The sequence below is a fragment of the Gemmata obscuriglobus genome, from assembly GCF_008065095.1.
GTDB lineage: Bacteria > Planctomycetota > Planctomycetia > Gemmatales > Gemmataceae > Gemmata > Gemmata obscuriglobus.
In genome coordinates, this window is sequence record NZ_CP042911.1 from 1,591,248 (window position 1) to 1,605,772 (window position 14,525).

A 14,525-nucleotide genomic window follows, 5' to 3' on the forward strand; every position below is an offset into this window, starting at 1 on the left:
CATGCCGACGCTGCTGGTGATCGACGACGAGTCCGCGATCCGACACGCCTTCCAGCGCGCGTTCCGCGACGGGGACTACGCCGTTCGCACCGCGACCACCGCCGCCGAGGGGCTCGCGGAGTTCGCCCGGGACCGCCCCGACGTGGTGGTGCTCGACGTCCACCTCCCGGACGCCTCCGGGCTCGACACGTTCCGCCGCGCGCGCGCGATCGACGCCCGGGTGCCGGTCGTGCTGGTGACCGGGCACGGCACCACCGACCTCGCCATCGAGGCGATGAAGGAGGGGGCCTACGAGTACCTCCTCAAGCCGCTCGAGCTGGCCGACCTGCGGCAACTGATCGGCCGCGCCGCGCAGTCCAGCCGGCTGATGCGCACCCCCGCGGTGATGCCCGAGGTGGAGCCGGCGCCCGTGCCGGGCGACGTGCTGCTGGGCCGGTGCCCCGCGATGCAGGAGGTGTACAAGGCCGTCGGCCGGGTCGCCGGCCAGAACGTGACCGTGCTCGTGCTGGGCGAGAGCGGCACCGGCAAGGAGCTGGTGGCCCGGGCGATCTACCAGCACTCGCGGCGGGCGGACAAGCCGTTCCTGGCGATCAACTGCGCCGCCATCCCCGAGCAGCTCCTGGAGAGCGAGCTGTTCGGGCACGAGAAGGGCGCGTTCACCAGCGCCGAGCGCAAGCGCATCGGGAAGTTCGAGCAGTGCCACGGCGGCACCATTTTCCTCGACGAGGTGGGCGAGATGACGCCGCTCACCCAGGCCAAGATCTTGCGGCTGATTCAGGAGCAGCGGTTCGAGCGCATCGGCGGGGCGGAGACCGTCCAGACCGACGTGCGGCTGATCGCCGCCACCAACGCCGACCTGGAGCGGATGACGGAGGACGGGCGGTTCCGCCGCGACCTGTACTTCCGGCTGAACGTGTTCACGATCACGCTCCCGCCGCTGCGCGAGCGGGGCGACGACGTGGCGCTGCTCGTCGACCACTACCTGAAGCGGTTCGGGCACGAGCTGGGGAAGCCGGTGGCGGAGGTGGAGCCGGCGGCGGCGGCGGCGCTGCGGGCGTACCCGTGGCCCGGGAACGTGCGCGAGCTGCAGAGCGTGCTGAAGCAGTCGGTGCTGCGGATGAGCGGGTCCGCGCTGCTCGCGGACTTCCTCCCGGAGCACGTCCGCAACCCGACGGCCGGCGCCGCGCCCGCGACGGTTGGCGAAAACGGGGCGTTCGACTGGGACCAGTTCGTCGGCGGCCGCATCGGGGCGGGGAGCGAGAACCTGTACGCCGAGGCCCTCGAGCGCATGGAGCGCGAGGTGCTGGTGCGGGTGCTCAAGCACACCGACGGGAACCAGCTCCAGGCGGCCCGCGTTCTGGGGATCACACGGGGCAGCCTCCGCAACAAGATCCGCGCCCTGGGGATCAGCATCGCCCGCTCGGTGTGGTCCGACGACGAGCAGGGTGACGCCTGAGCGATCACCGGCTGTCGGGGCCACGCGGGCTGATTCGCGTGTTCTCAAGTGTTTTTCATAACGGCACGAGCGTTGCCTTGTGGCGGACCAACACACCCGAGGGCAACTTCCGTGGCCGCACCGACCAACGCCCCCCCGCCGCTCGCGCCGGGCCTCCTGCCCAACCTCAAGTTCGACGCCGTCGCCGGGTTCCTGGTGTTCCTGATCGCGATGCCGCTGTGCCTCGCGATCGCCCGGGCCAGCGGGTTCCCGCCCATCGCCGGCATCTGGACCGCGGTCGTCGGCGGCGTCCTCTGCACCCTCATCAGTAACGCGCAGCTCACGATCAAGGGGCCGGCGGCCGGGCTGATCGTGATCGTGTACGGGGCGGTGACCGAGCTCGGGGCCGAGTTCGGGGCCGACCTGTCGGACGCGGACCGGGCGTTCCTCGGGTACAAGCTCGCGCTGGGCGTGGGCGTGACCGCGGGCGTCGTCCAGATCCTCCTCGGGCTGGTCCGGGCCGGGCGGCTGGCGGACTTCTTCCCGCTCACCCCGGTCCACGGGATGCTCGCCTCGATCGGCCTCATCATCATCGCCAAGCAGGCCTACGAGGTGCTCGGGGTGGCGCCGGAGAAGGGGGCCGGGCCGCTCGAGCTGTACGCCGGGCTGCCGGCGGCGCTGGGGCGCATCAACCCCGAGATCGCGCTCATCGGGCTCGTCGGGCTGCTGATCCTGTTCGGGCTGCCGCTGGTGAAGGCCGGGTGGGTGCGGAAGGTGCCGGCGCAGCTCGTCGTGCTGGTGGCCGCGGTCGCCCTCGGGCTGGCGTTCGACCTCGAGCACAAGCACACGTACCTGTTCCCGGACAGCTTCTTCGACATGAACCACCGGGCCGAGTTCGAGGTCGGCCCGCGGTTCCTGGTGGACATGCCCGAGGTGCTCCAGAACCCGGCCGAGGCGTTCGCGGTGCCGGACTTCCGCGGGGTGCTGACCGCCACCGGCATCCAGTACGTGGTCCTGTTCTGCCTCATCGGCAGCCTCGAATCGCTGCTCAGCGCCAAGGCCATCGAGCTGGTGGACCCGTGGCGCCGCAAGACCAACTTCGACCGCGACCTGCTGGCGGTGGGGGCGGCGAACACGCTGTGTGCGGCGATCGGCGCGCTGCCGATGATCTCGGAGATCGTCCGCAGCAAGGCGAACATCGACAGCGGCGGGCGCACGAAGGCGGCGAACCTGTTCCACGGGCTGTTCCTCCTCGGGTTCGTGCTGCTGTTCCCGAACCTGATCCACCACATCCCCCTGGCGGCCCTGGGGGCGATGCTCGTGTACACCGGGTTCCGGCTCGCGAACCCGGTCGAGTTCGTCCGCACCTACAAGGTGGGCAGCGAGCAGTTCATCGTCTTCGTCGGGACCATCCTGGCGACGCTCGCGACGGACCTGCTGATCGGCATCGGCGTCGGCATCGGGCTCAAGGTCGCGTTCCACGTGTGGCACGGGTGCTCGGTGCGCGGGCTGTTCACGTGCGACGTGGAGGCGGTGCCGGAGGGCGACCGGCTGGTCGTGCTGGTGGTCCGGCGGGCCGCCGTGTTCTCCAACTGGCTCGGCGTGCGGGCCGTCATCTTCCGCGAGGCCGAGCGCCGCGACGAGGTGGTGCTCGACCTGTCGCGCACCCGGCTGGTGGACCACACGGTGATGGAGAAGCTGCACCAGCTCGAGGACGACTTCGCGCACCTCGGGAAGCGGCTGAAGGTGATCGGCCTGGAGGAGCACGTGCCGCTCTCGGGGCACCCGCTGGCGGCGCGAAAGGGCGCCGGCCGCGAGTCGACCCCCGCGGCGGTGTAGGGGCCACGGGCCGCGCCGGACGGCGACCACGTTTCAACCCCTGTGGGAGCCCCGGCGCGGTCCGCCCGGACCCGTTCCGGGGCCGCCGCATCAAAACCCGCTCCGTTCCCGAAACCGCTGCGGACGGAGCGACCGGCACGTCGGGCTGTTCTCCACCTCATTTCTCTCATTGCAGCGTTTCCAAAAATCGCGCCCGCGTCGGGAGCGCCCGGCGCCCGGGTTCTTGTTTGAAGGTTGCTCCCGCGCGCACACGATAAATCGACCGTAAGTGCTGCGGCGAAATCGCGTTGCGTCACATCCGTCGAACGCGGTTGAAACCGGAATCCGTTGCCCCGAGGCTCACTGCCAGAGCTTGAGAGCGGGATTCGCGGGTAGCGATGTCCCCAGCGAACGGCCACTCAACCGCCAGCAGATGTCCCGTCGCCGACCGGCCGATGCCCCACCAGTGCCCGCCCGCGTGGCGCTGTAACCCCCGTTACAGCCGAGTGCCGCCGCACCCAAAAGGCGCGGGTGCGTCAGTGACCACCCGTGCGGTGCTGTAACCCCCGTTACAGCACCGCGCGTCCAACGGGACCGAACCGCTCGACGTGGTGCGAACTCGTGCGACCGATTCGCCGCCGCTCGACGGACCGAGCGGCCGCTGTCGCCAAACGATCCGCACCCCGTCTCGCTGTTGCGCTCCCGCCCGGGGCGGGCGCCGCGCGTCGGCCCGGCGGGCCGCACACCCGCTGTGGCGCACCCGCGCGCGGGCGTGTCACGGCCGCACACCGCGGCGCCCGCGTGCCCGCTTGCGTCGCGTCAAAAGCCTTGTTTTCCTAGCGTTTTCAGCTCATTGCCGCGTTCTCGCGGGGTGCGGCACGGGCGTTGCGTTAGTACCGGCACGCACACAACAGGAAGTCTCGAAGGAGCCACCATGAGTGCCACGACGCCGCGCGAGGATGTCCTCGGCGCCTGCCGCAAGCAACTGGAAGTTCTGGTCGACCGGCTGTCCAACGGCGTCGCGCAACTGACGGCCGAGGCGCAGCGCCCGGTCGGTCCGGGAACCGCCGCCGCGACCGCCGCCGGTAACGAAGGCGACGAGGAGGTCGCCCGCAGCGTCCTGCTGTCCGAGGAGCAGATCCTCGGCGAGGCGCAGGCCGCCCTCGCGCGGTTCGACGAGGGGACGTTCGGCAGATGTCAGCGGTGCGGACGCGCGGTCGCCCGGACGCGGCTGGCCACGATCCCGTACGCCCGTAACTGCATCAAGTGCGCCCGCGCCGCCGAGGCGGGGCACAACGGCTGACCCGGACCGGATTGGACTGAACACGATTTGGAGATTCCGGACCGCCGACCGGCGCACCACCCGCCCCGGCGAGTCCCAGTACCTCACTCACAGGTGGCGGGGATACTACCATGATGCCGGTCGGACTGGAAATGTGGGAACTGGTTGCCATCTCCGCGATGTGCTCGCTGACCGCCCTGAGCGTTTTCAGCACGATCGCCGTCTCGGTCGCGTACCTCGCGACCCGCGAATCGGAACCCGTTGCGGCCCCGGCCCCGGCCGCGAAACCGGTTCCGACCTTCGCCCCGGTGCCCGTCGCGGGCTGATCCGGCGCACGTGAATCGCCCCCGTGCGTGGTGCGCGTGGGTACCAAGTCCAGCAGTTTCAAGTTCGCGCCGCGGTTCTGGCCCGGAGTGTGGTCCGCTCACTCGGTGAGCGGTGTTATCACGGATCGGTCGCGGCTGTGGTCGAGGGAATGTAGCGCCTGCGAAACGCCCTGCGAGGGTCAATAGGCCCCTCGCGGGGCTCCGGTCGTGAGTCGGACCATCCACGTCGGAACCGAGTATCCCATACATGAACCCATCTGCGGTGTCGCTTTGTTGACGAGCCGCGACCGCCAGGGAGCGGTATACGTGTCACCGCTCCTGGCGGTCGCGGCTCGTCAACAAAGCGACACGACCATCGGGCACGTGTACCAGAACAACACATACGCAACTGCATAATTAGACTCGTAGCGCAATAGGCAGCAAGTCCTTGTTTAGAAAGAGTTTGTGGCGAATTCACATTCAATGCCGCAACTCGTTTTCAAGCAAGGACCTACGGCGAAAACCGGCCCTATTGCGCAACGAGTCTATTGATTTGCAGTTGCGTCCAGATTACCGAAGCCGCCGCCGTGCCAGAACCGTGATAATACCTCTGCACGGAGTGAGCGGACCACACTCCCCAAGGCCGGAACCGCGGTGACGCGGGCGCGACATCACGCGTCTACCACCGGTCCCACCGCGACCCGTTACAGAAACCGGCGTGAGTGGCGATCAACACGCATGTGGTCGCTTCCCGAGCCGCGCGGCTCGGGAAGCGACCACACGCGTGTTGATCGGTGCTCGCGCAACCCGGGGCGGCGGGTTCGTCACTTCACCCGCGGCGGGTACTTGGTCTGGAGCTGCTCGTACTTCTTGAACTCGATCGCGTGCAGGTCGTCGGCGGTGAGCCCCAGGCGGCGGGCCGCGTCCACCTCGTCAACGGCCCGGGTCCGTTGCGCCGCCAGCACGTTCTGGTCGTAGGCCCACGCGAGGTGGAAGTGGTACGCCGCCCGGTCGTACTGGGTGAGCGCCATTTCCAGGTCCTTGATCGCCAGCTCGGGGCGGCTGCTCACCAGGTACGCGACCGCCCGGGTGTCGAGGAACGCCGGGACCGGGCCGCGGATCGCGATCAGCTCCGACATCAGGTTCACCGCCTCGTCGGCGCGGGCCGGCTGGTGCAGCGCGAGCAGCATGCACAGGTTGTTGGTGATCACGTCCTTGCGGCCCTTCGAGTCGCGGCCCCGGGCGAGCTTCGCGGCCGACCGCTCGTACTCCCGGATCGCGGTCGCGTACTCGCCCCGGGCGTCCGCCAGTTCGGCCTTGGCGCCGATCAGCGCGGCTTCCAGCTCGGGGTCGGCCGCGGACTTGGCCAGCGCCTCGTCGAGCCACTTCTCGACCTTCGCCTCCGTGGCGGCGTCCGGGCGCTTGGTGCGCACGGCGCCGGTCAGGAGCTGCGCGGTCAGCAGGACCGGGGCCTTCCGCTCGCGCTCGAACGCCAGGGCGATGGCCTGCTGGGGCTGCTTCTGGCGGATGTAGAGGATCGCCAGCGGCTGGTGGGCGTCGGGGGCGGTGCCGGACGCCACCTTCTTGTACAGCGCCTCGGCCTCGTCCGGCAGCCCGATCTCTTCGAACACCGGGCCGGTGCGCGAAACGATCGCGTCCGGCTCGTCCCAGCCCTTGAAGCTCTTGAGCACCGCGCGGGCCTTCTCGACCAGCTTTTTCGCGTCGGCCGTGTCCGCGACGGTGGCGGCGTCGCGGCTCTTGCGGTGCAGCAGCCGGGCCTCCTCCCGGACCGCCTCCCAGCTCCCGGGGTTGTTGATCTTGAGCCGGTCCAGCGTCGCCTCGGCGCGCCCCAACTGGCCGAGCGGGGAGAGGGCCACCTGCACGCGCACCAGGGCCGCGATGTGTTCGGCGGTCACCCCGGGGCGGATGCGGGCCGCCCGCTTGAAGTGGTCCTCGGCCTCGGCGTACTCGCCCACGTCGAACGCGAGCCGGCCCAGCAGGTAGCACTCGTCCGGCGTCAGGTCGCCCTGGTCCCCGTGCTCCTTCAGCACCTTGATGCCCGCCCCGCGGGTCGCCGGGTCCACCGTCCAGATGACCGCCCGGGCCTTCAGGTCCTCGGGGTCCTTGGGCGCGTCCTTCAGGTTCCGCTCCACGAGCGCCAGGGCCTCGTTCCGCACCACGTAGGCGTTCGGCCGCGCGATCGTGGTGAGCGCGAGGTGCCGCCGGGCCCAGCGGGCCGTGTCCTGGGCGGGCGAGTCCTTCGCGGCGGCGAGGAGCCGGTCGGCGGTCGCCGCCTGGCCGGTGCGCTGGTGGAACTGGATCAACTGGCGGGTGGCGTTCAGGTCGAGCGGGGCGGCGGCGGCCGCGGCCTCGAAGTGCCCGAGCGCGGCCTTGCGGTCGCCCACCATTTCGTGCAACCCGCCCAGCGCGACTTGCAGCTCGGCGCGCGCCTCGGGGGTCGCCGCCGGGGCCGCCGCGAGCTTCACCTCGGCCTGGGCCACCGCCTGCGTCGCGCCGGGCAGGTCCCCGGTCCGCACGAGCTGGGACACCAGCGAGCCCCACGTCTCCGGCGACCGGTCGTTCAGCTCCACCGCCCGCCTGAACGCGGTCAGGGCCCCGGCGTCCTCGCGGATCGTGGCCAGCAGGGCGCCGCGGAGCAACTGGAGCCGGTGGTCCTTGCTGTCGACCGGGGCGATGCCGTCCACGGTCGCCTTCGAGTTGCGGGGCACCTCCGGGGCGGCCAGCAGGTCGCGGATCGCGCGGTACCGCTCCAGGTCGTCCGGCAGGCGGATCTCGGTGCGCAGCTTGTTGAGCACCCCGACCGCCAGGTCGTCCTGCTTCTTCACCCGGAACAGCTCGATCGTCCGGCGGATGACGAACTCCTGGCGCTCCCCGTTGTCGATCGCCTTCCGGTAGTTCTCCAGCGCCGCGTCGTTGAGCCCCTGCATGTAGTCCAGCTCGGCCAGGGCCACGTACGCGCGGCCCCAGCCGGGGCGGGCGATCTGGGCGCGGCGGCCCAGCTCGCGGAGCCGGGCGGCGGCCGCGTCCCGGGCCGCCTTGTCGGTCATCTTCTTCACCTGCGGCAGCTCGACTGCGATCCGCCCGAGCGCGGCGTACGGGCCGCCGCCGCCCTCGATCGTTTCGATCTCGGTGAGCGCCTGCGCGACCAGGTCCGCGCGCCCGGCCGCGATGGCGTTGTCCAGCAGCACCGTGCGGCAGCCCAGGTCGCCCGGCACCAGGTCGGCGGCGGCGCGCAGGAGCTTCAGCGCGACCTCACGGAGCCCCTGCGCCTGCGCCCCGTCGGGCTGCAGGTCGGCCACCCGCCCGACCGCCTGGCCCAGGCCGTACCACAGCCGGAACTGGTCCGGCTTGGCGATCCCCGGCGGGCCGTCGGCCAGCGCGGCGAACTTGTCCGGCTCGGGCACCCGGTTGCGCGCGACCAGCAGCCCGGCCTGGGCCAGCCGCAGGTCCACCGAGTCGCCGAACTTGGTCTTGGCCTCCTCGAGCACCGCCAGCGCGGACTCCGCGGTCCCCCCGGTGTTGAGCCGGGCCAGCGCCACGAACGCGGCGTTCGCTTTCGGGCTCTTGGGGTTCTTGTCGATCCACAGGCGCAGCTCGTCGGCGCCCTGGTCGGTCTTCCCCTGTGCGGCCAGCGCGTCCGAGCACAGCACCTGCATCTCCACCGGCCGCTCCGCGACCGGCACCGGCTTCACCGCCTCGTTGAACCGGTCCCAGTCGCGCTCCCCGCTGGCGCCCGGCTGCGCCAGCACGTGGTACAGTTCGAGCCGCACCAGCTCCGTGCGGTGCTCGTTCAGCCGGTAGCCGTTCACGATCCGCCGGTACCGGGGCAGGGCCTCGCCGACGCGGTTCAGCTTGGCCAGCGCCTCGGCCTCGCCGACGACGGCCGGCGGGTAGTCCGGCTCCGTCGCCAGCACCGTGCGGCAGTACTCGAGCTGCTTGTCGGGGTTCAGCACGGCGGCGTAGCACGCGGCCAGCGCGACCAGCAGCTTCTTGTTGAGCGCCGGCGCCCGGGCGATGCTCGGGCGGGCCTCTTCGAGCAGCCGAAGGGCGGTGCTCCAGTCCTTCTTGAGCGCCGCCAGCCGCCCGCGGAGGTACGGCACCACCGCCTTGCGGGCCTCGTCGGCGGCGATCACGTCCGTCATCCGGGCCGAGTCCTCCGCCTCGCCCAGGTCGATGAGCCGGTCGGCGACCATCACGTAGTCGTTCTCTTTCGGGTCCAGCAGCTTCGCGGTGGCGCGGAGCACCTCGAGCCCGTCGTCCCGCTTGCCCTGGCGGACCAGGACGTCGCACAGCAGCGAGCCGACCGCGATGTTCTTCGGGTCGCGGTCCCGCGCCCGGCGCAGCAGGGACTCGATCTCCTTGAGCTTCGCCGGCGCGTCGCTGGTGGCCTTCAGCTCGGCGATCTCGACCTCGGCCATCGTGAACAGGGCGTCCGGGTTCTGCTCCCCGCCCGGGATGTTGTGCAGCGCGTACTCGGCGTTGGCGCGGGCGTCGTTCCAGCCGAGGAACAGCTTGAACCGGGCGGCCGCGAGGCACGCCTCCGGGTCGTTGCGGAACCGCTCCTCCTCGCGCAGCGCCCGGAGCAGGTCGCCCAGGTTCGTTTCGCGCTGCGGGTCGACCGTGTACTGGTGGGTCAGCTCCAGCGCCCGCTTGTACACCCGCACCGGGGCCTTCTTCGTGGCGATGGCCTTCCGGAGGTGCGCGATCGCCTCCGGCTTCTTCCCGAGCGCCCAGTCGCACTCGGCGGCCAGCTCGCGCGTCGCGACGTCGTCGGCCGGGGCGTCGGGGGCGTTGAGCAGCATGTCGACGTGCTGTTGGGCGTTCATGTGGCGCCCGCTCTTGGCGTACATCTCCGCCAACTGGCGCCGCTCGTCCGGGTGCGCCGGGAACGCCCGCAGGAACCCTTCCACCCCCGCCACGGCGCGGGGGCCGGCGGCCGGCTCTGCGCTCGCCTGGGCGAACAGGAGGGCGGCGAACTTCTGGTACGCGCCCTCGTCGGCGGGGCGGAACTTGAGGTACTTGGCGTACAGGTCGATGACCTCGCCGCGCTTCTTGGGGTCGCCGTCGATCCCGGCTTCGGCCCGCTCGGCGGCTTCCTTGTAAACGGTCACCTGGCTGCGGAGCTGGACCCGGTGGAGGGCGAACGTCGCCCCGCCGCACATGAGTAGCGCCGTCACAACGATCAGGAGCCGCTTCCAGTACAAGGTTCGGCGCACAGTTCACCTCTGGCGGATCGGGGCGGGCCGGCGGGCGGGGAGGGCTCGCGCGGGCTGCTACCGGCCCCAAAAAACGCGGACGGGGGTAACAACCGTTACCCCCGTCCAAAGTAGCACATTTTAGCTCGACCTGGAACCGCACAGCCCGGCGGTCACTCGGCCGGCTTGCGGAAGGCGCGGCGGAGGCCGATCAGCGGCAGCGCGAAGCAGGCCAGGACCAGCCCGCCCGGGGCCGGAACGGCGGCGGCCGCGGTGACGCTCGCGCCGCCGGTGGCGCCGAACGTGGCGCCCGCCGGGATGTCGCCGCTGAACGACACGGTCAGGGTCTGCTGGATCGCGAACGGGCTGACCAGGCCGTTGACCTCGCTCTCGCCGGTGACCTTGATGCCGTTCGGGGTGGTCAGGTTGATCGGGCCGGCGATCGTCTGCCCGTTGGCGAGCTGGGTCATGCTGCTCGCCGGCACCTGGGAGCCCGCGTTCGGGTTGTAGAGCCGGGTCGTGCTGGACACGGCTTCGGTCCCGCTCGCGAACCCGGTGGAGCCGCTGGTTTCGACCCGCAGCGTGCCCAGGTTGCCGTTCGGGGTGAACCCGTCGTCGGTCACGGTGATCCGCAACTGGTCCAGGGCGACGTTGAACTTGTCGGTCAACTGGCCGCTGAACGAGGGGGTCAGCGAGGCGATCGGGCTGCCGGCCGCGCTGTTCGAGCTGACCGTCACGAGCACGTTGGTGAACGCGGTGCCGTTGAAGGTCGTGATCCCGGACCCGGAGAGGGTCGCGTACTGGGAGCCGACGACGGAACCGTTGTTGATCTCCTCAACGAGGATCTGCACGCCGGCCTTCGATTCGGCCGGTGAGGCGGCAATTGCGGCGACAACCGCCAAGCTCGCGATGGTCCGACGGAACTGGCGCAGAAACATGACGGTGTGCTCCTGTCTGAAGCGGTTGGGCGGAACGAGTGATAGCACTTGCCCGGACCTCGAACCACCCCACCTTACCGAGAGGGGTGACGGAGCCGTGCGACCAGCCGCGTTCGCCTTCTGATCGAACCGGGACGGGCGTTGAAGGGGCGCCCGGCGTTGCGACTCTCGCGGTCGTCCGCGGGTCTACCACATTAGGAAAGCGGGATGCCCCCTACAGTGTCAACCCGATTCCCGGTAGAATCCCGATTTCGCGTGGCAAACGCAATGTCAAATCTGCAAAATCAGAAATCGCCGATGCCGGCGAACGCAACTACTGTTCCGGATAGGATTTCGCACGTCGCCTCGGGTAGTACGCTGGCGGCGTGTGAAATCTTGCGCACCGGGTTCATTTCCGCCCCTGAACACTGGGACGAACGGCAGCGCATCCAGAAGTTAACACTCGGTCCTGGGCGCGGCCGACTTGAGCCCGCCGGCGGCCCGGTGCTACCTTTTCGGTCGGGCGGCCCGGGCCGGACCGGGTGGGGTGGTTGAAAGGGGGCGGAGAGTGAGTGCGGCCAACGTCGCGAGTTTCGACATTGAGGAGCATTTCCGGATCGAGGCCGCGGTGGGGCTCAACTGCCCCGCCGAGCTTCGGGCCGACTACGCGACCCGCATGGAGGCCGCGACCCGGCGGCTCCTCGCACAACTCGCCGAGGCGCAGGTCCTGGCCACGTTCTTCGTGGTCGGTGAGATCGCCCGGTCGCACCCGGGGCTGGTGCGGGACATTCACGCGGCCGGGCACGAGGTGGGGTCGCACAGTTGGGATCACCGGCGGGTCCACCGGTTCACCCCCGCGAGCTTCCGCGACGACCTGCGGGCCAGTAAGGACGCGCTGGAACAGGTGACCGGCGCCCCGGTGTTCGGGTTCCGCGCGCCGACCTTTAGCGTGATGCGCGAAACCGGCTGGGCGGTCGACGCGCTCGCGGACTGCGGGTTCGTGTACGACAGCTCCATTTTCCCGGTGCGCCACGACCGGTACGGGGTGCCGGACGCGCCCCGGGGGCCGTTCGTCGCGCAGGGGGCGGCGGGCGAGATATTGGAACTACCGCCGCTGACCTATCGTGTTGGCGGCGTGAACCTTCCGGTCGCGGGCGGGGGGTACTTCCGGCTGTTCCCGCTGGCGGTGATGCGGGCCGGGTTGCGGCAGGCGGCGCGGGCGGCGGGGCCGAACGTGGGGATGTTGTACTTCCACCCGTGGGAGTTCGATCCCGGGCAACCGCGGCTCCCGCTGAAGCGGCTGTCGCGCTGGCGGACGTATGTGGGGGTGGACCGCACGACCGCCCGGCTGGCGAGCCTCTTGCGGGCGTTCCCGTTCACCCGGGCGATCGATGCGGTGCGCGCGATCCGGGCGAGCGGCGTCCCGCTTCCGCGGTTTCGCGTCGCCTAGCGACCGGAGCCGCGGCCCGATTTGGTGCGGCGTTTCCGGCCCGCCCGCGCGGCCGCGCGGGCGGGCGCCACGGGTCGGACTACTCGACGTTCGTCAACAGCCGGGAGATGATCTTCTTCCCGGCCGCCAGCGCTTCGCCCGGGATGAACACGTTCAGCGTCGCGGCGTCCTTCAGCGTGACCGCGATCCCGATGAACGTCGGCTCCCCCTTCAGCGGCTGCACCTTCCCGAGCCGCGGGAACCCGGGGACCGTGTCCTGCATCGCCTTCAGCGAGTCGAGCAGCACGGTGACCAGTTGCCCCGTCTCGGCCAGCACCAGGGCGTTCGCGTCGGCCGGGAGCTGTTTGCGGGTCAGCTTGAAGCCGTCCGTCTCGCCCACGGGCGTCTTCGGGTCGAGGAACGCGTCCACTGCCGCCGCCGCCGCGCCGAAGTCCTTCGCGGTCACCTGGATCACGGTCTTGCCGTCGGTGCCGATCCACAGCGTCATCTGCTCGGTCAGCGCCCGCTTCAGTTGGGCGATGGTGTTCTCCTTCAGCCCCTCCGGGAGGTCCTTCACGGTGGCCTCGAAGTCGAACGCGACCCGCACCTCGGTGAAGGTGAACGCCCCGTGCTTCCGGGCGTCCTTGGTGATTTTCGGGGCGCCCTTGAGTATCGCGCTGTTGAGCCGCCCGCCGGCGGCCATCGCCTCGTAGCACCCGGTCAGCGCCGCCACGGCCTTCTTCGCGTCGGTGTACTTCGCGGCGGTGAAGTTCGTCCCGGCCCCGCCGGACCCGCTCACCTCGCCCTGCGGCCCCGCCGCGTGGAGGGCCGTGAGGTGCTTTTCCAGCGCCGCGTTGCCGTTCTCGTCGTCGTCCGCGGGGGCGAACTCGGGGTTCAGGCCCTTCATCATGTCGTGGAACCTCTTGCCGAACTTCGTCGCGGCGTACTGGCCCAGCCCGGCCGGGAGCTTGCCGATGTCCGCGAGCGCCCCGGGGCTCTCGGCCTTCAGCACCGCCGCGCTGGCGGTGTCGTCGGCGAACTGCGCCTGGAACCGCAGGTTCAGCCCCTCGGGCCGGAACTCTGCCCCGAGCACCACCCCGCGGCAGTCCTCCAGCGCCTGGAACGCGCCGCCGAGCATCACCTTCGCGGCCGCGAGCTGCTTCTTGTTGACGCCGGGCAGCATCCCGCCCATCTCGGCCTGCTGGAGGCCGAAGTCGATGAGCATCTTGAAGCCCTTGATCTGCTCCGCGTACTTGCCGTTGATGGCGTCGGCGTTGAGGTAGACGGCCAGGTCGCTGCCCACGAACGAGCGGGCCAGCTCGGCCGGCATCGCGGCGGTGGTGGCGCGGGTGAACTTGCCGGCGTAAACGTCCGCGGTGCCCTTGTCGGGCGTGAGCGCGACGTACTCCTTCAGGTCCACCATGTAGACCGTGTGCTCGGCCCCCATCAGGCTCAGCTTCGCCTCGTCCACGCCCTTGCCCTCGCCGAGCGTCTTGCGCTCGTCGGCGGTGAGGAACGTGGCCTTGAACTCCTTGTAGCTGCTCACCGGCACCAGCACCGCGAACGCGGGCTCGCCCTCGAACAGGCTGGCGATGTCGCTCACCACGACGAACACGCGGCCGTCCTTCGGCACGGCGGTCAGCTTGCGGTCCGCGAGGGCCGGCTTCAGCGCCTCGTCGATCTGCTTGTCGAGCTCCTTGGCTTCGTCCGGGAGGGCCGCCTTGAGCATGGCCGAGAGCCGCTCGCGGGCGGCCCCGACGCCGGTGAGTTGGACCGCGACCGGCGCGTTCGCCGGGAACGGGAACGTGACCGCTTTCCCGGCGGCGCCGGGGACCGGCGCCGCCCCGGCGGCCGGCGCGAGCGCCAGCAGCGAGCCGAGAGTGGCCGCCGCGAGTGCGGCGCGGAACAGGAGGGACATGGCATGACCTCGGTGCGGCGCGGGTGGCGCCATGCGGGCATGATAACGCGGTGCGCGGCGCGCGAATAGCCCCGGGGGCGGCGCCGCCCGGGGCGGGGGCGGGGGCGGGCGGGGCCCAGGTGCCGTTGGGGAGCTGCGGATGCCGAACGGAGCGGGCGCGGGCCGCGCGCTGTGACGACAAGCCGAGGCGCTACAAACGATCGGT

At 70.7% G+C, this 14,525-nt stretch carries 8 protein-coding genes; 5 read left to right on the forward strand and 3 right to left on the reverse strand.

Translation table 11 applies throughout. From position 1 onward, the window contains the following. Position 1 precedes the first annotated feature (1 nt). From GobsT_RS06640 to GobsT_RS06655, 4 genes are all read left to right on the forward strand, one after another. Positions 2-1,456, forward strand: a complete 1,455-nt coding sequence (locus GobsT_RS06640; RefSeq protein WP_010047397.1) for a sigma-54-dependent transcriptional regulator — start codon at positions 2-4, stop codon at positions 1,454-1,456. Between the two features lie 111 nt (positions 1,457-1,567). Next, entirely contained in the window at positions 1,568-3,274 is a 1,707-nt protein-coding gene (locus GobsT_RS06645) for a SulP family inorganic anion transporter (protein WP_010047393.1), read from the forward strand. A 913-nt stretch (positions 3,275-4,187) separates the two neighbouring features. After that, positions 4,188-4,556 (forward strand): TraR/DksA family transcriptional regulator, encoded by a 369-nt coding sequence (locus GobsT_RS06650; protein WP_010047390.1) that lies wholly within the window; start codon positions 4,188-4,190, stop codon positions 4,554-4,556. Positions 4,557-4,666: 110 nt separating this feature from the next. Beyond that, positions 4,667-4,861 carry a hypothetical protein gene (locus GobsT_RS06655; protein WP_010047387.1) on the forward strand — a complete coding sequence of 65 codons (195 nt, stop codon included), beginning with the start codon at positions 4,667-4,669 and terminating at the stop codon, positions 4,859-4,861. An 803-nt stretch (positions 4,862-5,664) separates the two neighbouring features. On the opposite strand, the gene GobsT_RS06660 is transcribed toward GobsT_RS06655, so the two are convergent. After that, the gene (locus GobsT_RS06660) at positions 5,665-10,077 is read right to left on the reverse strand and encodes a tetratricopeptide repeat protein (RefSeq protein ID WP_010042846.1); all 4,413 of its coding nucleotides are present in this window, start codon (positions 10,075-10,077) and stop codon (positions 5,665-5,667) included. Positions 10,078-10,229: 152 nt separating this feature from the next. Further along, complete coding sequence (locus GobsT_RS06665; protein WP_010042843.1) at positions 10,230-10,994, reverse strand: hypothetical protein; 765 nt, start codon at positions 10,992-10,994, stop codon at positions 10,230-10,232. Between the two features lie 547 nt (positions 10,995-11,541). Here GobsT_RS06665 and GobsT_RS06670 point away from each other — a divergent pair. Then, positions 11,542-12,423, forward strand: a complete 882-nt coding sequence (locus GobsT_RS06670) for an XrtA system polysaccharide deacetylase (RefSeq protein ID WP_010042839.1) — start codon at positions 11,542-11,544, stop codon at positions 12,421-12,423. A gap of 79 nt (positions 12,424-12,502) precedes the next feature. On the opposite strand, the gene GobsT_RS06675 is transcribed toward GobsT_RS06670, so the two are convergent. After that, positions 12,503-14,320, reverse strand: coding sequence for a hypothetical protein (locus tag GobsT_RS06675; protein WP_010042837.1), 1,818 nt, complete (start codon positions 14,318-14,320; stop codon positions 12,503-12,505). Between the last annotated feature and the right edge of the window lie 205 nt (positions 14,321-14,525).